Origin of the sequence: Pseudomonas sp. Root569, from assembly GCF_001427465.1 — a bacterium.
GTDB lineage: Bacteria > Pseudomonadota > Gammaproteobacteria > Pseudomonadales > Pseudomonadaceae > Aquipseudomonas > Aquipseudomonas synxantha.
The window spans coordinates 1-21,573 of record NZ_LMGQ01000009.1; the positions used below are offsets into that span (position 1 = coordinate 1).

Annotated in this window: 19 protein-coding genes and 4 tRNA genes; all 23 read left to right on the forward strand. The window is 54.9% G+C overall.

Features of this window, described 5'->3' with window-relative positions; all coding sequences use genetic code 11:
- Positions 1-208 precede the first annotated feature (208 nt).
- The 23 genes from birA to rplW all read left to right on the forward strand — a co-directional run bounded on the left by birA (position 209) and on the right by rplW (position 21,564).
- Complete coding sequence (gene birA / locus ASD70_RS09740) at positions 209-1,168, forward strand: bifunctional biotin--[acetyl-CoA-carboxylase] ligase/biotin operon repressor BirA (RefSeq protein ID WP_046069770.1); 960 nt, start codon at positions 209-211, stop codon at positions 1,166-1,168.
- A complete protein-coding gene (locus tag ASD70_RS09745; RefSeq protein ID WP_056846329.1) occupies positions 1,158-1,907 on the forward strand; it encodes a pantothenate kinase in 750 nt (249 codons plus the stop codon). Before birA ends, ASD70_RS09745 begins: the two co-directional genes overlap by 11 nt.
- A 7-nt stretch (positions 1,908-1,914) precedes the next feature.
- Positions 1,915-2,361, forward strand: a complete 447-nt coding sequence (locus ASD70_RS09750) for a hypothetical protein (RefSeq protein WP_056846330.1) — start codon at positions 1,915-1,917, stop codon at positions 2,359-2,361.
- Between the two features lie 142 nt (positions 2,362-2,503).
- A tRNA-Tyr gene (locus ASD70_RS09755) sits at positions 2,504-2,588 on the forward strand.
- A 23-nt stretch (positions 2,589-2,611) separates the two neighbouring features.
- Positions 2,612-2,685: transfer RNA gene (locus tag ASD70_RS09760), tRNA-Gly, on the forward strand.
- Positions 2,686-2,711: 26 nt separating this feature from the next.
- Positions 2,712-2,787 (forward strand) — tRNA-Thr (locus ASD70_RS09765).
- Positions 2,788-2,950: 163 nt separating this feature from the next.
- Positions 2,951-3,026: transfer RNA gene (locus ASD70_RS09770), tRNA-Trp, on the forward strand.
- Positions 3,027-3,071: 45 nt separating this feature from the next.
- Positions 3,072-3,440 (forward strand): preprotein translocase subunit SecE, encoded by a 369-nt coding sequence (gene secE / locus ASD70_RS09775; protein ID WP_003194658.1) that lies wholly within the window; start codon positions 3,072-3,074, stop codon positions 3,438-3,440.
- A 9-nt stretch (positions 3,441-3,449) separates the two neighbouring features.
- Entirely contained in the window at positions 3,450-3,983 is a 534-nt protein-coding gene (gene nusG / locus ASD70_RS09780) for a transcription termination/antitermination protein NusG (RefSeq protein WP_003176436.1), read from the forward strand.
- Between the two features lie 117 nt (positions 3,984-4,100).
- A complete protein-coding gene (gene rplK / locus ASD70_RS09785; RefSeq protein ID WP_003176435.1) occupies positions 4,101-4,532 on the forward strand; it encodes a 50S ribosomal protein L11 in 432 nt (143 codons plus the stop codon).
- A complete protein-coding gene (rplA, locus tag ASD70_RS09790) occupies positions 4,532-5,227 on the forward strand; it encodes a 50S ribosomal protein L1 (RefSeq protein WP_003176434.1) in 696 nt (231 codons plus the stop codon). The genes rplK and rplA overlap by 1 nt, the downstream gene beginning before the upstream one ends.
- Positions 5,228-5,426: 199 nt before the next feature.
- Positions 5,427-5,927: a 50S ribosomal protein L10 gene (gene rplJ, locus ASD70_RS09795; protein WP_003232405.1), complete on the forward strand. Its 501-nt coding sequence runs from the start codon at positions 5,427-5,429 to the stop codon at positions 5,925-5,927.
- Positions 5,928-6,005: 78 nt separating this feature from the next.
- Positions 6,006-6,371 (forward strand): 50S ribosomal protein L7/L12, encoded by a 366-nt coding sequence (gene rplL, locus ASD70_RS09800; protein ID WP_003176432.1) that lies wholly within the window; start codon positions 6,006-6,008, stop codon positions 6,369-6,371.
- A 219-nt stretch (positions 6,372-6,590) separates the two neighbouring features.
- A complete protein-coding gene (rpoB, locus tag ASD70_RS09805) occupies positions 6,591-10,664 on the forward strand; it encodes a DNA-directed RNA polymerase subunit beta (protein WP_046069767.1) in 4,074 nt (1,357 codons plus the stop codon).
- Positions 10,665-10,728: 64 nt separating this feature from the next.
- Positions 10,729-14,928 carry a DNA-directed RNA polymerase subunit beta' gene (gene rpoC / locus ASD70_RS09810; protein ID WP_005791982.1) on the forward strand — a complete coding sequence of 1,400 codons (4,200 nt, stop codon included), beginning with the start codon at positions 10,729-10,731 and terminating at the stop codon, positions 14,926-14,928.
- A gap of 216 nt (positions 14,929-15,144) precedes the next feature.
- Positions 15,145-15,516: a 30S ribosomal protein S12 gene (rpsL, locus tag ASD70_RS09815; RefSeq protein WP_002555494.1), complete on the forward strand. Its 372-nt coding sequence runs from the start codon at positions 15,145-15,147 to the stop codon at positions 15,514-15,516.
- Positions 15,517-15,634: 118 nt separating this feature from the next.
- On the forward strand, positions 15,635-16,105 hold the full coding sequence (gene rpsG, locus ASD70_RS09820; RefSeq protein ID WP_002555493.1) for a 30S ribosomal protein S7: 471 nt from the start codon (positions 15,635-15,637) through the stop codon (positions 16,103-16,105).
- Positions 16,106-16,135: 30 nt separating this feature from the next.
- Positions 16,136-18,241, forward strand: a complete 2,106-nt coding sequence (gene fusA / locus ASD70_RS09825; RefSeq protein ID WP_043050068.1) for an elongation factor G — start codon at positions 16,136-16,138, stop codon at positions 18,239-18,241.
- 30 nt (positions 18,242-18,271) lie between these two features.
- Positions 18,272-19,465, forward strand: coding sequence for an elongation factor Tu (gene tuf / locus ASD70_RS09830; protein ID WP_003176426.1), 1,194 nt, complete (start codon positions 18,272-18,274; stop codon positions 19,463-19,465).
- A 159-nt stretch (positions 19,466-19,624) separates the two neighbouring features.
- Positions 19,625-19,936 (forward strand): 30S ribosomal protein S10, encoded by a 312-nt coding sequence (rpsJ, locus tag ASD70_RS09835; RefSeq protein WP_003186070.1) that lies wholly within the window; start codon positions 19,625-19,627, stop codon positions 19,934-19,936.
- 81 nt (positions 19,937-20,017) lie between these two features.
- Positions 20,018-20,653 (forward strand): 50S ribosomal protein L3, encoded by a 636-nt coding sequence (gene rplC / locus ASD70_RS09840; protein ID WP_003176425.1) that lies wholly within the window; start codon positions 20,018-20,020, stop codon positions 20,651-20,653.
- A gap of 12 nt (positions 20,654-20,665) precedes the next feature.
- Entirely contained in the window at positions 20,666-21,268 is a 603-nt protein-coding gene (gene rplD, locus ASD70_RS09845; protein WP_003176424.1) for a 50S ribosomal protein L4, read from the forward strand.
- On the forward strand, positions 21,265-21,564 hold the full coding sequence (gene rplW / locus ASD70_RS09850) for a 50S ribosomal protein L23 (protein ID WP_002555488.1): 300 nt from the start codon (positions 21,265-21,267) through the stop codon (positions 21,562-21,564). Before rplD ends, rplW begins: the two co-directional genes overlap by 4 nt.
- Positions 21,565-21,573: the final 9 nt, after the last annotated feature.

The window sequence follows — 21,573 nt, forward strand, 5'->3', positions numbered from 1 at the left end:
TGTGGGGTGTGGGGTTTCCCCATGTGAGAGTAGGTCATCGTCAAGATTAAATTCCGAAACCCCAATTGCGAAAGCAGTTGGGGTTTTGTTTTGGGCGCTCGGAAAATCTATAAATATCACTTATGCCTTGAGTGCTAACGAACGGGCTTTCTATGCAATGACCCTACGCATGGCTATCATGCGTGCCTCATTGTGAGGCGATACCTGCATGCTGACGTTGTTGAAACTTCTGAAAGATGGTCGATTCCATTCTGGAGAGGCGCTTGGCGCTGCCCTGGGGATTAGTCGAAGTGCTGTGTGGAAGCAGCTCCAGCATCTTGAAGCCGAGATGAATCTGCCTATTCATAGAGTCCGTGGCCGTGGGTATCAATTGGCTGCGCCGCTGGTGTTTTTGAATGCAGAGGACATTTCTCTGGAGGCGGCTTCTTCGGCCTGGCCGGTTCACATTTACGATTCCGTTGATTCCACCAATGCCGAGGCTTTGCGTCTTGTGGAGTCGGGCTGCGTGCCACCCTTTGTTGTCTTGGCAGAACAACAAACGGCTGGAAGGGGGCGGCGTGGCCGAAAATGGGTCAGTCCATATGCGCAAAATCTTTATTACAGTCTCGTGTTGCGCATCGACGGCGGCCTGCGACAGTTGGAGGGGTTGAGCCTCGTAGTGGGTTTGGCTGTCATGCAGGCTTTGCGCGAGTCGGGGGTCCAGGGCGCTGCTTTGAAGTGGCCAAACGACGTCTTGGTTGGGAACAAGAAAATTTCTGGCATCTTGCTTGAGTTAGTCGGGGATCCTGGAGACATCTGTCACGTTGTGCTTGGCATAGGTATCAATGTGAATATGCAGAAGGCTGTTGAGGTCGATCAACAGTGGACGTCGATGCAGCTTGAGACTGGAACCTCTATTGACCGCAACCACCTGGTGGCGCGCCTGGGAGGACAGCTGCAAATCTATCTTGATCGCCATAAGGCTACTGGTTTTGCGGGATTGCAAGAAGAGTGGGAGCAGCATCACTTGTGGCAGGCCAGGCCTGTATCTCTCATTGCCGGCACCAACCGGATTGAGGGGGTGGTACTGGGTGTGGATCGTCAGGGCGCCTTGCGTTTGAATGTCGATGGGGTTGAGAAAATCTATAGCGGCGGTGAGCTAAGCCTGAGGTTGCGTGATGATTCTTGAGCTCGACTGTGGAAACAGCTTCATTAAATGGCGTGTACTTGAGTCGAGTGAGGCAAGCGCTTGCGCGGAAGGCATAGCAGGTTCGGATGCATCATTGATTGACAGCTTGGTGGCTCTTCCCGATCTTCTGCTTACGCGCTGCCGATTAGTCAGTGTTCGTGCACTTGAAGAAACCGACAAGCTGGTAGCTGCTTTGGTGGATACATTTGGCGTTACCGTTTCATGTGCCGGCCCTGAGCGGGAAATGGCTGGTGTGCGCAACGGCTACGAAGATTTCGAGCGTCTCGGGCTTGATCGTTGGTTGGCGATGCTCGGGGCGTTCAAATTGGCGTCAGGTGCATGCCTGGTGCTTGATTTTGGCACCGCGGCGACCGCCGATTTTATCAGTTCAGATGGTGAGCACCTGGGAGGGTTTATTTGCCCAGGCATGCCCCTCATGCGCAATCAGCTGCGTACCCATACGCGCAAGATACGTTATGGCGACGCGGCGGCTGAGAGGGCTCTGGAGCGCCTCTCTCCGGGGCGGACCACCGTGGAGGCCGTCGAGCGAGGCTGTACGCTCATGCTTAGAGGGTTTGTGCTGACCCAGCTTGAGCTGGCGCGAAGCTACTGGGGTGACGATTTCACCGTCTTCCTGACTGGAGGGGATGCTGAGTTGGTCTCGGATGCTGCGCCCCAGGCTCAGCTGGTTCCGGACCTTGTATTTGTTGGTCTGGCGATGGCATGCCCTTTGTCTTGAGGTGATTATGCGTTGGCTGTTTTTGCTTTTACTTGTCCTCAATGCTTTCTATTACGTCTGGCATCAGCAAGAGGCTCCGTTGCGTGCCAAGGATGTTACGCCTTTGAGTCTTTATCGTGGAGCGCAGCAAGACATTCGGCTCTTGAGTGAATCTGTAGATGGGGTGGCTCGGCGTGATCGAATAAAGCCATCTGAAGGGCAAAATACCTGTCTATACATCGGTGGTTTCTCTGATCGGCGCCAAGCCCTATCTGTCGAGCAGCGACTGACGAGCCTGGATATAAAGGTCAAGGTTCAATTGTTGAGTGCGCCTGATGCCTCGGGTTACTGGTTGCGTGTAGCCCCTGAAAGCCGGCGCCTGGCTGATGATCTGCCGTTTGAAAACCTTGCTAAGGAATTCAATGAGTTAAAACATAAAATAATGCTGTGCGAAGGCATTGCAACTCTCGAATAGTTTGCATAGAATGGCGCCCGCTTCGCAGTGAAGACCTTTAAGGGCTACATGGCGAAGCGAAGGTCAACGCAGCTAACCTCATATTTTTAATGAGAAAATGCTTGACAGAAGGCCGGCGTGATGTAGAATGCCGGCTCGCTTAGGAGGGGTTCCCGAGCGGCCAAAGGGATCAGACTGTAAATCTGACGTCTACGACTTCGAAGGTTCGAATCCTTCCCCCTCCACCATTTTAGCGTGAGCTGCAAGCTCCGCGGGTATAGTTTAGTGGTAGAACCTCAGCCTTCCAAGCTGATGATGCGGGTTCGATTCCCGCTACCCGCTCCAAGTTTGCAGATTGTGCACGGTGTTTTGCTCTTGTAGCTCAGTTGGTAGAGCACACCCTTGGTAAGGGTGAGGTCAGCGGTTCAAATCCGCTCAAGAGCTCCATATAACAAGGCAGATATGAAAATATCTGCCTTTGTTTTAACAGCTGCCTCGGCTTGTTTCGTGTTGTGTCTGGCTTTGATTGTCGGATGGTTTCAAGTCTGTTGGGGTTGGTTGTTGTAAAGTCTTTTTCAGGCCTGCATAATGGTCGGCCTGATTTTGTTTTAGGTCAGTAGCTCAATTGGCAGAGCGACGGTCTCCAAAACCGTAGGTTGGGGGTTCGATTCCCTCCTGACCTGCCAGATTCACGTGGTGTGTCTGGCTTTCTTTTCACAGGATCTTCATAGATGACTCCTAAGGCTGAAGCTCAAAGCTCTCGTTTCGATCTGGTCAAGTGGCTCGCTGTAGTCGCCTTGGTGGTCGTAGGCGTTGTTGGCAATCAGTACTATTCTGCTTCGCCGATCCTGTACCGTGTGCTCGCTTTGCTCGCCCTTGCTGCTGTAGCTGCCTTTGTAGGCCTGCAGACTGCCAAAGGCAAGTCTTTCGCGGTCCTGGTAAAGGAAGCTCGCACCGAAATACGTAAAGTCGTTTGGCCGACTCGCCAAGAAACCACGCAGACCACATTGATTGTCGTGGCTGTTGTTCTGGTTATGGCGTTGCTGTTGTGGGGGCTTGATTCCCTGCTCGGCTGGCTTGTTTCCTTGATTGTTGGCTAAGGGTGTCCCGTGGCTAAGCGTTGGTACGTTGTGCATGCTTACTCGGGTTACGAGAAGCATGTTATGCGCTCTTTGCTAGAGCGCGTAAAGCTTGCAGGCATGGAAGATGGCTTCGGCGAGATTCTGGTCCCCACTGAAGAAGTGGTTGAAATGCGCAATGGCCAGAAGCGCAAAAGCGAACGCAAGTTCTTCCCTGGCTACGTGCTGGTTCAGATGGACATGAATGAAGGTACTTGGCACTTGGTCAAGGACACTCCTCGTGTCATGGGTTTCATTGGCGGTACTGCTGATAAGCCTGCTCCGATCACCGACAAAGAGGCGGAAGCAATTCTGCGTCGCGTTGCTGATGGTAGCGACAAGCCCAAGCCGAAGACGTTGTTCGAGCCGGGTGAGGTTGTTCGTGTGACTGATGGCCCATTTGCTGATTTCAATGGCACCGTCGAAGAAGTTAACTACGAAAAGAGCCGGATCCAAGTGGCAGTGCTCATTTTCGGTCGCTCTACTCCGGTAGAGTTGGAGTTCAGCCAGGTCGAGAAGGTCTAGCTGGACAAGCATCCCAACCCCGCAGCCTTAGGCTGTGGGGTTTTGTCGTCACTGGGATAAACGCGCAAGTAACCGGGGAGCCTTTCGAGGCGTTTGAACCCGTAATTGGAGTGCCTCATGGCCAAGAAGATTACCGCTTACATCAAGCTGCAAGTGAAGGCCGCTCAGGCCAACCCAAGTCCACCCGTCGGCCCGGCTCTGGGTCAGCACGGCGTGAACATCATGGAATTCTGCAAGGCCTTCAACGCCCGTACACAGGGTCTTGAACCAGGTCTGCCGACTCCAGTGATCATCACTGTATACAGCGACCGTAGCTTCACCTTCGAAACCAAGTCGACCCCGGCTTCGGTTCTGCTGAAGAAGGCTGCTGGTCTGACTAGCGGTTCCGCTCGTCCTAACACCGTTAAGGTTGGCACCGTGACTCGTGCTCAGCTGGAAGAAATCGCGAAAACCAAAAACGCGGATCTGACTGCAGCTGATATGGATGCAGCCGTGCGTACCATCGCCGGTTCTGCTCGTAGCATGGGCCTTAACGTGGAGGGTGTGTAATGGCTAAGCTGACCAAGCGCCAAAAGGCTATCGCCGGCAAAATCGAAGCAGGCAAGTCCTACAACTTTGTAGACGCTGCTGCCCTGCTGACCGAGCTGTCGACTGTCAAGTTCAGCGAGTCTGTTGACGTTGCTGTAAACCTGGGTGTTGACCCACGTAAATCTGACCAGGTCGTTCGTAGCGCTACTGTGCTGCCACACGGTACTGGCAAGACTGTACGTGTTGCTGTCTTCACCCAAGGCCCAGCCGCTGAAGCTGCTCTGGCCGCTGGCGCTGATCGCGTTGGCATGGATGACCTGGCTGCCGAAATGAAAGGCGGCGACCTGAACTACGACGTAGTTATCGCCTCCCCGGATGCAATGCGCGTTGTAGGCCAGTTGGGTCAGATCCTCGGTCCACGTGGTCTGATGCCTAACCCTAAAGTCGGCACTGTAACCCCAGACGTAGCTACCGCGGTTAAAAACGCCAAGGCTGGTCAGGTTCGTTATCGCACCGACAAAAACGGCATCATTCACACCTCCGTTGGCAAAGTCGGCTTCGATGCCGTCAAGCTGAAGGAAAACGTTGAAGCCCTGATCGCTGATCTGAAGCGTATCAAGCCGGCTTCCTCGAAAGGTATCTACGTCAAGCGCGTTACCCTGAGCACCACTATGGGCCCAGGTCTGGTCATCGACCAAGGCTCGCTGGACGTATAAGACGCAAGTTGGCGCAAGCGATTGCGCCAATTGAAAGATTGGGGTCCCTGCCTGGCGGGGGCTATCCAAGACCGTAGGCGACGCAAGTCTTAAACCAACAAGCCTACGCAGATGGTGCTCCCGGTTCCTTACCGAATCAGACACCAAAACGACATCCGGCTCCGGCCAGATGAAACGGTAACAAGCAGGAGTTAAACCCGTGGCAATTAATCTCGAAGACAAGAAGGCCATCGTCGCTGAAGTCAACGAGGCTGCCAAAGCTGCTCTGTCCGCTGTCGTGGCTGATGCCCGTGGTGTGACAGTAGGCGCTATGACCGGACTCCGTAAAGAGGCTCGTGAAGCTGGCGTATACGTACGTGTTGTACGTAACACCCTGCTCAAGCGCGCTGTTGCTGACACTGAATACAGTGTTCTCAACGACGTGTTCACTGGCCCGACTCTGATTGCGTTCTCCAAGGATCATCCAGGCGCTGCTGCCCGTTTGTTCAAGGAATTCGCCAAGAGTCAGGATAAGTTCGAGATCAAGGCAGCTGCGTTCGAGGGCAAGTTCCTCGCAGCTAACCAAATCGACGTACTGGCAACACTGCCGACCCGCGACGAAGCCATTTCGCAGCTGATGAGCGTGATTCAAGGCGCTACCAGCAAGCTGGCTCGTACTCTGGCTGCAGTTCGCGAGCAAAAAGAAGCTGCCGCAGCCTAAGGCTGAGCAACCTCTCTCGCGTATTTTTGTTTATTTCGATGGCCGCGTAGGCCGTCCCCCAATTCAGGAAATACAGCAATGTCTATCTCCCAAGACGATATCCTCAACGCCGTAGCTGAAATGTCGGTTCTGCAGGTTGTTGAGCTGATCAAAGCTTTCGAAGAAAAATTCGGCGTTTCCGCTGCCGCTGCTTCCGCTGGCCCAGCTGTTGCTGCTGTTGCTGCTGAAGAGCAAACCGAATTCAACGTCATGCTGCTGGAAGCTGGCGAGAAGAAAGTAAACGTGATCAAGGCAGTACGTGAACTGACCGGTCTGGGCTTGAAAGAAGCCAAGGCTGTAGTTGACGGCGCTCCTGCCCAGGTTCTGGAAGCTGTGTCGAAAGACGCTGCTGACAAAGCCAAAGCTACTCTGGAAGAAGCAGGCGCTAAAGTCGAGCTGAAGTAAGCATCGACCTTGCGTCTCCAGCCCAAGCGTTAAGCTGAAGGCTGATGGCTGGTGGCTCTTGCCACCGGCCTTTTTCCGTTCTTGGCTGTCGACTCGGTCGCCGCCATTAACGCGCTGTAGCCACCCGATGCGGTGGTGCAAACCATGGGGTTTGCAAGATTTTCTGGCTGCTCCCGTCGGGAGGGCCAAACAAGCAGGTGACCAAGCTGGGGAACGCTGATGGCTTACTCATATACTGAGAAAAAACGTATCCGCAAGGACTTTAGCAAGTTGCCGGACGTCATGGATGTCCCGTACCTTCTGGCTATCCAGCTGGATTCGTATCGTGAATTCTTGCAGGCGGGAGCGACCAAAGATCAGTTCCGCGACGTGGGCCTGCATGCGGCCTTCAAATCCGTTTTCCCGATCATCAGCTACTCCGGCAATGCTGCGCTGGAGTACGTCGGTTATCGCCTGGGCGAACCGGCATTTGATGTCAAAGAATGCGTGTTGCGTGGCGTTACGTACGCCGTACCTTTGCGGGTAAAAGTCCGCCTGATCATTTTCGACAAAGAATCGTCGAACAAAGCGATCAAGGACATCAAAGAGCAGGAAGTCTACATGGGCGAAATCCCATTGATGACTGAGAACGGTACCTTCGTTATCAACGGTACCGAGCGTGTAATCGTTTCCCAGCTGCACCGTTCCCCGGGCGTGTTCTTCGACCACGACCGCGGCAAGACGCACAGCTCCGGCAAACTCCTGTACTCCGCGCGGATCATTCCGTACCGCGGTTCGTGGTTGGACTTCGAGTTCGATCCGAAAGACTGCGTGTTCGTGCGTATCGACCGTCGTCGCAAGCTGCCGGCCTCGGTACTGCTGCGTGCGCTCGGCTATACCACCGAGCAAGTGCTGGACGCTTTCTACACCACCAACGTATTCAGCCTGAAGGATGAAACCCTCAAGCTGGAGCTCATCGCTTCGCGTCTGCGTGGTGAAATTGCTGTCCTGGACATCCAGGATGAAAAAGGCAAGGTCATCGTTGAGGCTGGCCGTCGTATCACTGCGCGCCACATCAATCAGATCGAAAAAGCCGGTATCAAGGAGCTGGAAGTACCTCTGGACTATGTCCTGGGCCGTACTACCGCCAAGGTCATCGTTCATCCGGCCACAGGCGAAATCCTGGCCGAGTGCAACACCGAGCTGAACACCGAGATCCTGGCTAAAATCGCCAAGGCCCAGGTCGTTCGCATCGAGACCCTGTACACCAACGACATCGACTGCGGTCCGTTCATCTCCGACACACTGAAGATCGACTCCACCAGCAACCAATTGGAAGCGCTGGTCGAGATCTATCGCATGATGCGTCCTGGCGAGCCACCAACCAAAGACGCTGCCGAAACCCTGTTCAACAACCTGTTCTTCAGCCCTGAGCGCTATGACCTGTCTGCGGTCGGCCGGATGAAGTTCAACCGTCGTATCGGTCGTACCGAGATCGAAGGTTCGGGTGTACTGTGCAAGGAAGACATCGTTGCGGTCTTGAAGACCCTGGTCGACATCCGTAACGGCAAAGGCATCGTCGATGACATCGACCACCTGGGTAACCGTCGTGTTCGCTGCGTTGGCGAAATGGCCGAGAACCAGTTCCGCGTTGGCCTGGTACGTGTTGAGCGTGCGGTCAAAGAGCGTCTGTCGATGGCAGAAAGCGAAGGCCTGATGCCGCAAGACCTGATCAACGCCAAGCCAGTGGCTGCGGCGGTGAAAGAGTTCTTCGGTTCCAGCCAGCTCTCGCAGTTCATGGACCAGAACAACCCGCTCTCCGAGATTACCCACAAGCGCCGTGTCTCTGCACTGGGCCCGGGCGGTCTGACCCGTGAGCGGGCAGGTTTCGAAGTCCGTGACGTACACCCTACGCACTACGGTCGTGTTTGCCCGATCGAAACGCCGGAAGGTCCGAACATCGGTCTGATCAACTCCTTGGCCGCTTATGCGCGCACCAACCAGTACGGCTTCCTTGAGAGCCCGTACCGTGTGGTGAAAGAGGGTCTGGTCACCGACGAGATCGTATTCCTGTCTGCTATCGAAGAAGCTGATCATGTGATCGCTCAGGCTTCGGCCACGATGAACGACAAGAAAGTCCTGATCGACGAACTGGTAGCTGTTCGTCACTTGAACGAGTTCACCGTCAAGGCGCCGGAAGACGTCACCTTGATGGACGTTTCGCCGAAGCAGGTAGTTTCGGTTGCAGCGTCGCTGATCCCGTTCCTGGAACACGATGACGCCAACCGTGCGTTGATGGGTTCCAACATGCAGCGTCAAGCTGTACCGACCCTGCGTGCCGACAAGCCGCTGGTAGGCACCGGCATGGAGCGTAACGTAGCCCGTGACTCCGGCGTTTGCGTCGTGGCTCGTCGTGGTGGCGTGATCGACTCTGTTGATGCCAGCCGTATCGTGGTTCGTGTTGCCGATGACGAAGTTGAAACCGGTGAAGCTGGTGTCGACATCTACAACCTGACCAAGTACACCCGTTCTAACCAGAACACCTGCATTAACCAGCGTCCGCTGGTGCGCAAGGGTGATCGCGTTCAGCGTAGCGACATCATGGCCGATGGCCCGTCCACCGACATGGGTGAGCTGGCACTGGGTCAGAACATGCGCATCGCGTTCATGGCCTGGAACGGTTACAACTTCGAAGACTCCATCTGTCTGTCGGAGCGCGTTGTTCAAGAAGATCGCTTTACCACGATCCACATTCAGGAACTGACCTGTGTGGCACGTGACACCAAGCTTGGGCCAGAGGAAATCACTGCGGACATCCCTAACGTGGGTGAAGCTGCACTGAACAAGCTGGACGAAGCCGGTATCGTTTATGTAGGTGCTGAAGTTGGTGCAGGCGACATCCTGGTAGGCAAGGTCACTCCGAAAGGCGAGACCCAGCTGACTCCGGAAGAGAAGCTGTTGCGTGCCATCTTTGGTGAAAAAGCCAGCGACGTTAAAGACACTTCCCTGCGTGTACCTACCGGTACCAAGGGCACTGTCATCGACGTACAGGTCTTCACCCGTGACGGCGTTGAGCGTGATGCTCGTGCACTGTCCATCGAGAAGACCCAGCTCGACGAGATCCGCAAGGACCTGAACGAAGAGTTCCGTATCGTTGAAGGCGCGACCTTCGAGCGTCTGCGTTCCGCTCTGGTAGGCCACAAGGCTGAAGGCGGCGCAGGTCTGAAGAAAGGTCAGGACATCACCGACGAAATCCTCGACGGTCTTGAGCATGGCCAGTGGTTCAAACTGCGCATGGCTGAAGATGCTCTGAACGAGCAGCTCGAGAAGGCTCAGGCCTATATCGTTGATCGTCGTCGTCTGCTGGACGACAAGTTCGAAGACAAGAAGCGCAAACTGCAGCAGGGCGATGACCTGGCTCCAGGCGTGCTGAAAATCGTCAAGGTTTACCTGGCAATCCGTCGTCGCATCCAGCCGGGCGACAAGATGGCCGGTCGTCACGGTAACAAAGGTGTGGTCTCCGTGATCATGCCGGTTGAAGACATGCCGCACGATGCCAATGGCACCCCGGTCGATGTCGTCCTCAACCCGTTGGGCGTACCTTCGCGTATGAACGTTGGTCAGATCCTTGAAACCCACCTGGGCCTCGCAGCCAAAGGTCTGGGCGAAAAGATCAACCGCATGATCGAAGAGCAGCGCAAGGTCGCAGACCTGCGTAAGTTCCTGCACGAGATCTACAACGAGATAGGTGGTCGCAACGAAGAGCTGGATACCTTCTCCGACCAGGAAATCCTGGATCTGGCGAAGAACCTGCGCGGCGGCGTTCCAATGGCTACCCCGGTGTTCGACGGTGCCAAGGAAAGCGAAATCAAGGCCATGCTGAAACTGGCAGACCTGCCAGAAAGCGGCCAGATGCAGCTGTTCGACGGCCGTACCGGCAACAAGTTCGAGCGCCCGGTTACTGTTGGCTACATGTACATGCTGAAGCTGAACCACTTGGTAGACGACAAGATGCACGCTCGTTCTACTGGTTCGTACAGCCTGGTTACCCAGCAGCCGCTGGGTGGTAAGGCTCAGTTCGGTGGTCAGCGTTTCGGGGAGATGGAGGTCTGGGCACTGGAAGCATACGGTGCTGCATACACTCTGCAAGAAATGCTCACAGTGAAGTCGGACGATGTGAACGGTCGTACCAAGATGTACAAAAACATCGTGGACGGCGATCACCGTATGGAGCCGGGCATGCCCGAGTCCTTCAACGTGTTGATCAAAGAAATTCGTTCCCTCGGCATCGATATCGATCTGGAAACCGAATAACACGTGACGCGAATCGAGAGCGTGGCCGTTTGGTCCGCTCTCTGCTCCGCCAGGAGGAAAGGCCTTGAAAGACCTACTGAATTTGCTGAAAAACCAGGGTCAAGTCGAAGAGTTCGACGCCATCCGTATTGGGTTGGCATCGCCTGAGATGATCCGTTCGTGGTCGTTCGGTGAAGTTAAAAAGCCGGAAACCATCAACTACCGTACGTTCAAACCTGAGCGTGACGGCCTGTTCTGCGCCAAGATCTTTGGCCCGGTAAAGGATTACGAGTGCCTGTGCGGTAAGTACAAGCGCTTGAAGCACCGTGGTGTGATCTGCGAGAAGTGCGGCGTTGAAGTCGCACTGGCCAAGGTTCGTCGTGAGCGTATGGCGCACATCGAACTGGCTTCGCCGGTTGCCCACATCTGGTTCCTGAAATCGCTGCCGTCCCGTATCGGCTTGCTGATGGACATGACTCTGCGTGATATCGAACGCGTTCTCTACTTCGAGAGCTATGTCGTTATCGATCCAGGCATGACCACCCTTGAAAAAGGTCAGCTGCTGAACGACGAGCAGTACTTCGAAGCGCTGGAAGAGTTCGGTGACGATTTCGATGCCCGTATGGGTGCCGAAGCTGTCCGCGAGCTGCTGCACGCTATCGACCTGGAGCACGAGATTGGCCGTCTGCGCGAAGAAATTCCGCAAACCAACTCCGAAACCAAGATCAAGAAGCTGTCCAAGCGTCTGAAGTTGATGGAAGCCTTCCAGGGTTCCGGCAACTTGCCAGAGTGGATGGTGCTGACCGTTCTGCCGGTTCTGCCGCCAGACCTGCGTCCGCTGGTACCGTTGGACGGTGGTCGTTTCGCGACGTCCGACCTCAACGACCTGTATCGCCGCGTGATCAACCGTAACAACCGCTTGAAGCGCCTGCTTGACCTGTCCGCTCCGGACATCATCGTGCGCAACGAAAAGCGTATGTTGCAGGAAGCTGTCGATGCCTTGCTCGACAACGGTCGTCGTGGCCGCGCTATCACCGGTTCCAACAAGCGTCCTCTGAAATCCTTGGCTGACATGATCAAGGGTAAGCAAGGTCGTTTCCGTCAGAACTTGCTCGGTAAGCGTGTTGACTACTCCGGTCGTTCGGTAATTACCGTAGGTCCGACCCTGCGTCTGCACCAGTGCGGTCTGCCCAAGAAGATGGCACTTGAGCTGTTCAAGCCATTCATCTTCGGCAAGCTGGAAATGCGCGGTCTCGCGACCACCATCAAAGCGGCCAAGAAAATGGTCGAGCGCGAACTGCCAGAAGTTTGGGACGTTCTCGCCGAGGTGATCCGCGAACACCCGGTTCTCCTCAACCGTGCACCGACCCTTCACCGTCTGGGTATCCAGGCGTTTGAGCCAGTACTGATCGAAGGTAAGGCTATTCAGCTGCACCCGCTGGTCTGTGCCGCGTACAACGCCGACTTCGACGGCGACCAAATGGCCGTGCACGTACCGCTGACACTGGAAGCCCAGTTGGAAGCGCGCGCGTTGATGATGTCGACCAACAACATTCTGTCGCCAGCCAACGGTGAGCCAATCATCGTTCCTTCGCAGGACGTTGTATTGGGTCTGTACTACATGACCCGTGAAGCGATCAATGCCAAGGGCGAAGGTCGTGTGTTCGCTGACCTGCAGGAAGTTGACCGTGTGTTCCGTGCCGGCGAAGCCGCACTGCACGCCAAGGTCAAAGTGCGGATCAACGAAACCGTCAATGACCGTGACGGCGGCAGCGTGAGCAACACCCGTATCGTCGACACCACTGTCGGCCGTGCGCTGTTGTACCAGGTTGTGCCAAAAGGTCTGTCGTACGACGTCGTCAACCTGCCAATGAAGAAAAAGGCGATCTCCAAGCTGATCAACCAGTGCTACCGCGTGGTTGGTTTGAAAGAGACCGTTATCTTCGCTGACCAGTTGATGTACACAGGTTTCGCTTACTCCACTATCTCCGGCGTTTCCATCGGCGTTAACGACTTCGTTATCCCGGATGAAAAAGCTCGCATCATCAGTGCCGCCACTGACGAAGTGAAAGAGATCGAGAGCCAGTACGCCTCCGGCCTGGTAACCCAGGGCGAGAAGTACAACAAAGTGATCGACCTTTGGTCCAAGGCCAACGACGAAGTTTCCAAGGCGATGATGGCCAACCTCTCGAAAGAGAAAGTCATCGACCGTCACGGCGACGAAGTCGACCAGGAATCTTTCAACTCGATGTACATGATGGCCGACTCGGGCGCACGGGGTTCTGCTGCGCAGATCCGTCAGCTCGCCGGTATGCGTGGCCTGATGGCCAAGCCGGACGGTTCCATCATCGAAACGCCGATTACCGCGAACTTCCGTGAAGGTTTGAGCGTACTTCAGTACTTCATCTCCACTCACGGTGCTCGTAAGGGTCTTGCGGATACCGCGTTGAAAACCGCTAACTCCGGTTACCTGACACGTCGTCTGGTAGACGTTGCACAAGATCTGGTTGTAACCGAGATCGATTGCGGCACCGAGCATGGCCTGCTGATGACTCCGCACATTGAAGGCGGTGACGTTGTAGAACCGCTGGGTGAGCGCGTATTGGGTCGTGTGATTGCCCGTGACGTGTTCAAGCCAGGTACCGAGGAAGTTATCGTTCCTGCCGGCACTCTGGTAGATGAAAAGTGGGTCGAGTTCATCGAACTCAACAGCATCGACGAAGTGATCGTTCGCTCGCCGATCAGTTGCGAAACCCGCTACGGCATCTGCGCCAAGTGCTACGGCCGTGACTTGGCTCGTGGTCACCAGGTGAACATCGGTGAAGCGGTCGGCGTTATCGCTGCCCAATCCATCGGTGAGCCGGGTACCCAGCTGACCATGCGTACGTTCCACATTGGTGGTGCGGCAAGCCGGACCTCCGCAGCCGACAGCGTTCAGGTGAAGAATGGCGGTACCGTCCGTCTGCACAACCTGAAACACGTTGAGCGAGTGGATGGCCACCTCGTTGCTGTTTCCCGTTCCGGTGAGCTGGCAATCGCTGATGACTACGGTCGTGAGCGCGAGCGTTATAAGCTGCCGTACGGTGCTGTGATTTCGGTTAAAGAAGGTGACAAGGTCGACGCTGGCGCAATCGTGGCCAAGTGGGATCCGCACACTCACCCAATCGTTACCGAAATGAAAGGTACCGTGACCTACGTGGGCATGGAAGAAGGCATCACGATCAAGCGTCAGACTGACGAATTGACCGGTATGACCAACATTGAAGTACTCGACGCCAAAGATCGTCCAGCTGCCGGTAAAGACATCCGTCCTGCCGTGAAGATGGTCGACGACAACGGCAAGGATCTGTTGCTGCCAGGCACTGACGTAATCGCTCAGTACTTCCTGCCAGCCAACGCCCTAGTCGGTGTGGCGGATGGTGCGAAGATCGCGATCGGTGATGTTATCGCGCGTATCCCGCAAGAAACTTCGAAGACTCGTGACATCACCGGTGGTCTGCCGCGTGTTGCTGACTTGTTCGAAGCTCGTCGTCCGAAAGAAGCGTCGATTCTGGCTGAAGTCAGCGGCACCATCGCGTTCGGTAAAGAGACCAAGGGCAAGCGCCGTCTGGTCATTACCCCGAACGACGGTAGCGATCCGTATGAAGAGCTGATTCCGAAGTGGCGTCACCTGAACGTCTTCGAAGGCGAACAGGTAAACCGCGGCGAAGTTATCTCCGACGGCCCGAGCGATCCACACGACATCCTGCGTCTGCTGGGTGTGAGTGCGCTGGCCAAGTACATCGTCAACGAGATCCAGGACGTTTACCGTCTGCAGGGCGTGAAGATCAACGACAAGCACATCGAGACCATCCTGCGTCAGATGCTGCGTAAAGTTGAAATCGCTGAATCCGGCGATTCCAGTTTCATCAAGGGCGACCAGATGGAACTGACTCACGTACTGGTAGAAAACGAGCGCCTGGCGAACGAAGAGAAATTCGTTTCCAAGTTCACTCGCGTGCTGCTGGGTATCACCAAGGCGTCGTTGTCCACTGAGTCGTTCATCTCGGCGGCCTCCTTCCAGGAGACCACTCGCGTACTGACCGAAGCAGCGGTAACCGGCAAGCGCGATTACCTGCGTGGCCTGAAAGAAAACGTGGTTGTGGGTCGTCTGATCCCAGCCGGTACCGGTTTGGCTTACCACAGCGAGCGCAAGCGTCGCCGTGATGCTGACAAGCCGTTGCGCGTAAGCGCCAGTGAAGTGGAAGCTGCACTGACCGAAGCGCTGAACTCAAGCGGTAACTGAGTTCTGCAGTAGATAAGTCTGGGCCCTGGCAGTCCCATTCGTCGGATCGAGGCATTTTTGCCCTGGTTCGACGAGAGGGGAGGTCGGGGCCTTGCCTTGACTGGGGACAAGATCCTCTTTAGACTCTTGTACCCCTAAATTTGGCGGGAATTCGTTCCTGCCATTTTGCTTTTCTTGCAAGACAATAGCGTCGCAAGACAACAGTGGAGCTAGTAGATGGCAACTATCAACCAGCTGGTACGTCAGCCGCGTAAGCGTATCGTCGAGAAATCCGACGTGCCTGCGCTGCAGAACTGCCCGCAACGTCGTGGCGTATGCACCCGTGTGTATACCACCACGCCGAAAAAACCTAACTCGGCACTGCGTAAAGTATGCCGTGTGCGTCTGACCAACGGTTTCGAGGTTTCCTCGTACATCGGCGGTGAAGGCCACAACCTGCAAGAGCACAGCGTGGTACTGATCCGCGGCGGTCGTGTAAAAGACTTGCCAGGTGTTCGTTACCACACCGTACGCGGCTCCTTGGATACTTCCGGCGTTAAAGGTCGTAACCAGGGTCGTTCGAAGTACGGTACTAAAAAGCCTAAGTAGTAGCGGCTTTTTGTAAACCTGAATCATCTTATTTTCTGAGTCGATAAGAGTAAGGTCGGAGGCGTCCCGAAAGGGCACCGATTCCGAGCGAACCTGAAGACCGTTTGAGGGCTTATCCATGCCAAGAAGACGCGTAGCAGCCAAGCGCGAAGTGCTTGACGATCCAAAATACGGAAGCCAAATCCTGGCCAAGTTCATGAACCACGTGATGGAAAGCGGCAAGAAAGCCGTTGCCGAGCGTATCGTTTATGGCGCGCTGGAAAAGGTTAAAGAACGCAAGAACAGCGACCCCCTGGAAATCTTCGAGAAAGCTCTCGACGCCATCGCTCCGCTGGTCGAAGTGAAGTCGCGCCGTGTAGGCGGTGCTACTTACCAGGTTCCGGTTGAAGTTCGCCCGTCCCGTCGTAACGCCCTGGCAATGCGCTGGTTGGTAGACTTCGCCCGTAAGCGCGGCGAGAAGTCTATGGCTCTGCGTTTGGCCGGCGAATTGTTGGACGCTGCTGAAGGTAAAGGTGCTGCTGTTAAGAAGCGTGAAGACGTGCACCGTATGGCTGAAGCTAACAAAGCTTTCTCGCACTACCGCTTCTAATTTTAGCTTCACTAATTTTGCGAGGGCTTTATGGCTCGTACTACTCCGATTAGCCGCTACCGTAACATCGGTATCGTTGCTCACGTGGATGCTGGTAAAACCACCACCACCGAGCGCGTACTGTTTTACACCGGCAAAAGTCACAAGATGGGCGAGGTGCATGATGGCGCCGCGACCACAGACTGGATGGTTCAGGAGCAGGAGCGTGGTATTACCATTACTTCTGCTGCTATTACCGCCTTCTGGAAAGGTTCCGAGAAGCAGTACAAGGATGAGCACCGCTTCAACGTAATCGATACCCCGGGCCACGTAGACTTCACTATTGAAGTTGAGCGTTCCCTGCGCGTACTCGACGGCGCTGTCGTTGTGTTCTGCGGTACCTCGGGTGTTGAGCCGCAGTCGGAAACCGTATGGCGTCAAGCCAACAAATACGGCGTTCCACGCCTTGTTTACGTAAACAAGATGGACCGTGCCGGTGCGAACTTCCTGCGCGTGATCGGTCAGATCAAGCAGCGCTTGGGTCACACTCCGGTGCCAATCCAGTTGGCTATCGGTTCCGAAGATAACTTCCAGGGGCAGATCGATCTGCTGACCATGGAAGCTGTCTACTGGAACGATGCCGACAAGGGTATGGTCCCTGTTCGCAAGCCTATCCCTGCCGAGCTGCAGGAACTGGCTGACGAATGGCGCAACAACATGGTTGAGGCTGCGGCCGAAGCCAATGAAGAGCTGATGAACAAGTACCTCGAAGGTGAAGAGCTCACCAACGTGGAAATCAAGGCCGCTCTGCGTCAGCGTACTATCGCTGGTGAGATCGTCTTGGCTGTTTGCGGCTCCTCGTTCAAGAACAAGGGCGTTCCCCTGGTTCTCGATGCTGTGATCGACTACCTGCCGGCACCAATCGATATTCCTGCCATCAAGGGTACTGACCCGGATGACGAGACTATCGAGCTGGAGCGTCATGCAGACGACGCAGAACCGTTCTCCGCTCTGGCATTTAAAATTGCCACTGACCCATTCGTGGGTACCTTGACCTTCGTCCGTGTTTACTCGGGCGTGTTGAACTCCGGCGACGGCGTGATCAACTCGGTTAAAGGCAAGAAAGAGCGCGTGGGTCGTATGGTGCAAATGCACGCAAACGCCCGCGAAGAGATCAAGGAAGTACGCGCTGGTGACATCGCGGCCTTGATCGGCATGAAGGACGTCACCACTGGTGAAACCTTGTGCAACGCTGACAAGCCAATCATCCTGGTTCGCATGGACTTCCCGGAGCCGGTTATTTCGGTTGCCGTAGAGCCTAAGACCAAGGATGACCAGGAAAAAATGGGTATCGCACTGGGCAAGCTTGCTCAGGAAGATCCATCTTTCCGCGTCAAAACTGATGAAGAGACTGGTCAAACGATCATCTCGGGCATGGGCGAGCTTCACCTGGACATCCTGGTTGACCGGATGCGCCGTGAGTTCAACGTCGAAGCCAACATCGGTAAGCCTCAGGTTTCCTATCGTGAGCGCATCACGAAGAACTGTGAAATCGAAGGCAAGTTCGTTCGTCAGTCCGGCGGTCGTGGTCAGTTCGGTCACTGCTGGATCCGTTTTGCGCCTGCTGACGAAGGTCAGGAAGGTCTGCAATTCGTGAACGAAGTAGTAGGTGGTGTTGTTCCTAAGGAATACATCCCTGCTATCCAGAAGGGTATCGAAGAGCAGATGAAGAACGGTGTTGTTGCCGGCTATCCGCTGATCGGCCTGAAAGCAACCGTTTTTGACGGTTCTTACCACGACGTCGACTCCAACGAGATGGCGTTTAAGGTGGCTGCCTCCATGGCAACCAAGCAGCTGGCCCAGAAGGGCGGTGGTGAGTTGCTTGAGCCAATCATGGCGGTAGAAGTTGTTACACCTGAAGACTATATGGGTGATGTCATGGGCGACCTTAACCGTCGTCGCGGCATGATCTTGGGTATGGAAGACACGGTTTCCGGCAAAGTGATTCGCGCTGAGGTTCCGTTGGGTGAGATGTTCGGTTATGCGACCGACGTTCGCTCCATGTCCCAGGGTCGCGCAAGCTACTCTATGGAATTCAAAAAATACAACACAGCTCCGGCGCACATCGCTGAAACTGTATCCAAAAAACAAGGCTGATTCAGTCCTTTAGGCAAGGAGTTAATTGTCGTGGCTAAAGAAAAATTTGATCGTTCCCTACCGCACGTCAACGTTGGCACTATCGGTCACGTTGACCACGGTAAAACCACTCTGACTGCTGCTCTGACTCGCGTTTGCTCCGAAGTATTCGGTTCTGCAATCGTTGATTTCGATAAAATCGACAGCGCACCAGAAGAAAAAGCTCGTGGTATCACCATCAACACCGCGCACGTTGAATACAACTCGCTGATCCGTCACTACGCTCACGTTGACTGCCCAGGTCACGCTGACTATGTGAAGAACATGATCACCGGTGCTGCCCAGATGGACGGCGCAATCCTGGTTTGTTCGGCCGCTGATGGTCCGATGCCACAAACCCGTGAGCACATCCTGCTGTCCCGTCAGGTTGGCGTTCCGTACATCGTGGTTTACCTGAACAAGGCTGACCTGGTAGATGACGCTGAGCTGCTGGAACTGGTTGAGATGGAAGTGCGCGATCTGCTGAGCACTTACGACTTCCCAGGTGACGACACTCCGATCATCATCGGTTCTGCTCGTATGGCTCTGGAAGGCAAAGACGATAACGAAATGGGCACCACGTCCGTTCGTAAACTGGTTGAGACTCTGGACAGCTACATCCCGGATCCAGTCCGTGTTATCGACAAGCCGTTCCTGATGCCAATCGAAGACGTATTCTCGATCTCCGGTCGTGGTACTGTTGTAACTGGTCGTATCGAGCGCGGTATCGTCAAGGTTCAAGATCCACTGGAAATCGTTGGTCTGCGTGACACTACCGTCACCACCTGCACCGGTGTTGAAATGTTCCGTAAGCTGCTCGACGAAGGTCGTGCTGGCGAGAACTGCGGCGTTCTGCTGCGTGGTACCAAGCGTGACGACGTTGAGCGTGGCCAGGTTCTGGTCAAGCCAGGTTCGGTTAAGCCGCACACCAAGTTCGAAGCTGAAGTCTACGTGCTGAGCAAAGAAGAAGGCGGCCGTCACACTCCGTTCTTCAAAGGCTACCGTCCACAGTTCTACTTCCGCACTACCGACGTAACTGGTAACTGCGAACTGCCGGAAGGCGTAGAAATGGTAATGCCAGGCGACAACATCAAAATGGTTGTCACCCTGATCAAAACCATCGCTATGGAAGACGGCCTGCGTTTCGCAATCCGTGAAGGCGGCCGTACCGTTGGTGCTGGCGTTGTAGCTAAAATCATCGAGTAATTATCTCTTCTGAGATAGTTCTGATGTTTTGAAAAGGCCCCCGCTCAGCGGGGGCCTTTTTTATTGGGTTGACACCTATCAGGGCCGTCTATAGAATTGCGCCTCCTTTTAACGGGCGTATTGCGCTCGCTGGGAATAGCAGCCGGAGTCTGAAATCCAATGCAAAATCAGCAAATCCGTATCAGGTTGAAGGCTTTTGACCATCGCCTGATCGACCAATCCACCCAGGAAATCGTGGAAACCGCGAAACGTACTGGTGCTCAAGTGCGTGGTCCAATTCCACTGCCTACCCGTAAAGAGCGGTTCACCGTTCTGGTCTCCCCGCACGTCAACAAAGACGCGCGTGACCAGTACGAGATCCGTACTCATAAGCGCGTACTGGACATTGTCCAGCCAACGGATAAAACCGTTGATGCACTTATGAAGCTCGATCTGGCGGCCGGTGTGGAAGTACAGATCAGCCTCGGCTAAGACTTGGGTCTTAGTCGTGTAACGCTCTGAAATGGGCGGCCATAGCGGGTGAAAGCCCCGTACACTCATGAGGTTTACAACATGACTATTGGTGTAGTCGGTCGTAAATGCGGTATGACCCGTATTTTCACCGAAGAAGGTGTCTCCATTCCGGTCACGGTCATTGAGATCGAACCGAATCGCGTCACCCAGTTCAAAACTGAAGAAACCGATGGCTATCGTGCAGTGCAAGTCACTGTCGGCGAGCGTCGTGCTTCGCGCGTGACTGCTGCTCAAGCAGGTCACTTCGCTAAAGCAAACGTTGCAGCTGGTCGCACCGTCATGGAGTTCCGTCTTGAAGACGGCGACTACAAGGCTGGCGATCTGATCAACGCTGAAATCTTCGCCGCTGGTCAACTGGTTGATGTAACCGGTCAGTCCAAGGGTAAAGGCTTCCAGGGTACGATCAAGCGTTGGAATTTCCGTGGTCAAGACAACACTCACGGTAACTCCGTTTCCCACCGCGTCCCGGGCTCTATTGGCCAGTGCCAGACTCCTGGTCGTGTATTCAAGGGCAAGAAAATGTCCGGTCATATGGGCGCTGAGCGCGTGACCGTGCAGTCCCTCGAAGTAGTGCGCGTCGACGCTGAACGCAATCTGTTGTTGGTCAAGGGTGCTGTTCCTGGCGCTACTGGCGGCAACCTGGTTGTACGTCCAGCGGCCAAGGCTCGCGGTTAAGGGGAAGCTGACATGCAATTAAATGTAAATGACGCTCAAGCGATTGAAGTTTCCGAACTGACATTTGGCGGCGAATTCAACGAGACGCTGGTTCACCAAGCAGTCGTGGCCTACATGGCCGGCGGCCGTCAAGGTAGCAAGCAGCAAAAGACCCGTTCCGACGTTCGTGGTGGCGGTAAGCGCCCTTGGCGTCAGAAAGGTACTGGCCGTGCTCGTGCCGGTACTATCCGTAGCCCAATCTGGCGCGGCGGCGGTACCACTTTCGCAGCTCGTCCTCAGGATCACTCTCAGAAGCTCAACAAGAAGATGTATCGCGCAGCACTGCGCTCCATCCTTGCTGAACTCGTGCGTACTGATCGCCTGGTCGTGGTTCAAGACTTCGCTGTTGAAAGTCCAAAAACCAAAGATCTGCTGGGCAAACTGAACAACATGAGCCTGACCGACGTTTTGATCGTGTCTGAAGCTGTTGATCAGAACCTGTACCTGGCTGCTCGCAACCTGCCACACGTTGATGTACGTGACGTGCAAGGTTCCGATCCAGTTAGTCTGATCGCATACGACAAGGTGTTGATCACCGTGTCGGCCGTGAAGAAATTCGAGGAGCTGCTGGGATGAACCAGGAACGCGTATTTAAAGTTCTGCTTGGCCCGCACGTTTCCGAAAAGGCTACGGTTCTGGCTGACAAGAAAGGCCAGTTCGTTTTCAAGGTTGCAACTGACGCAACCAAGCTGGAAATCAAGAAGGCCGTCGAAAGCCTGTTCAGCGTGAAAGTAGAGCGTGTTACTACCCTGAATGTTCTGGGTAAGAGCAAGCGCACTGCTCGCGGTCTGGGCAAGCGTAATGACTGGAAGAAGGCAGTTATCTCCCTTCAGCCAGGCCAAGATCTCGATTTCAGCAGCAGTGCTGAGTAAGGAAGGGGT

Excerpts from the sequence above, each read along its gene's own strand:
- rplL (WP_003176432.1), top strand. The coding sequence starts at position 6,006 with ATGTCTATCTCCCAAGACGATATCCTCAACGCCGTAGCTGAAATGTCG.
- rpsG (WP_002555493.1), top strand. The coding sequence starts at position 15,635 with ATGCCAAGAAGACGCGTAGCAGCCAAGCGCGAAGTGCTTGACGATCCA.
- fusA (WP_043050068.1), top strand. The coding sequence starts at position 16,136 with ATGGCTCGTACTACTCCGATTAGCCGCTACCGTAACATCGGTATCGTT.
- secE (WP_003194658.1), top strand. The coding sequence starts at position 3,072 with ATGACTCCTAAGGCTGAAGCTCAAAGCTCTCGTTTCGATCTGGTCAAG.
- rplD (WP_003176424.1), top strand. The coding sequence starts at position 20,666 with ATGCAATTAAATGTAAATGACGCTCAAGCGATTGAAGTTTCCGAACTG.
- birA (WP_046069770.1), top strand. The coding sequence starts at position 209 with ATGCTGACGTTGTTGAAACTTCTGAAAGATGGTCGATTCCATTCTGGA.
- ASD70_RS09750 (WP_056846330.1), top strand. The coding sequence starts at position 1,915 with ATGCGTTGGCTGTTTTTGCTTTTACTTGTCCTCAATGCTTTCTATTAC.
- rpoB (WP_046069767.1), top strand. The coding sequence starts at position 6,591 with ATGGCTTACTCATATACTGAGAAAAAACGTATCCGCAAGGACTTTAGC.
- rpsL (WP_002555494.1), top strand. The coding sequence starts at position 15,145 with ATGGCAACTATCAACCAGCTGGTACGTCAGCCGCGTAAGCGTATCGTC.
- rplA (WP_003176434.1), top strand. The coding sequence starts at position 4,532 with ATGGCTAAGCTGACCAAGCGCCAAAAGGCTATCGCCGGCAAAATCGAA.
- rplW (WP_002555488.1), top strand. The coding sequence starts at position 21,265 with ATGAACCAGGAACGCGTATTTAAAGTTCTGCTTGGCCCGCACGTTTCC.
- rplC (WP_003176425.1), top strand. The coding sequence starts at position 20,018 with ATGACTATTGGTGTAGTCGGTCGTAAATGCGGTATGACCCGTATTTTC.
- rplK (WP_003176435.1), top strand. The coding sequence starts at position 4,101 with ATGGCCAAGAAGATTACCGCTTACATCAAGCTGCAAGTGAAGGCCGCT.
- rpsJ (WP_003186070.1), top strand. The coding sequence starts at position 19,625 with ATGCAAAATCAGCAAATCCGTATCAGGTTGAAGGCTTTTGACCATCGC.
- ASD70_RS09745 (WP_056846329.1), top strand. The coding sequence starts at position 1,158 with ATGATTCTTGAGCTCGACTGTGGAAACAGCTTCATTAAATGGCGTGTA.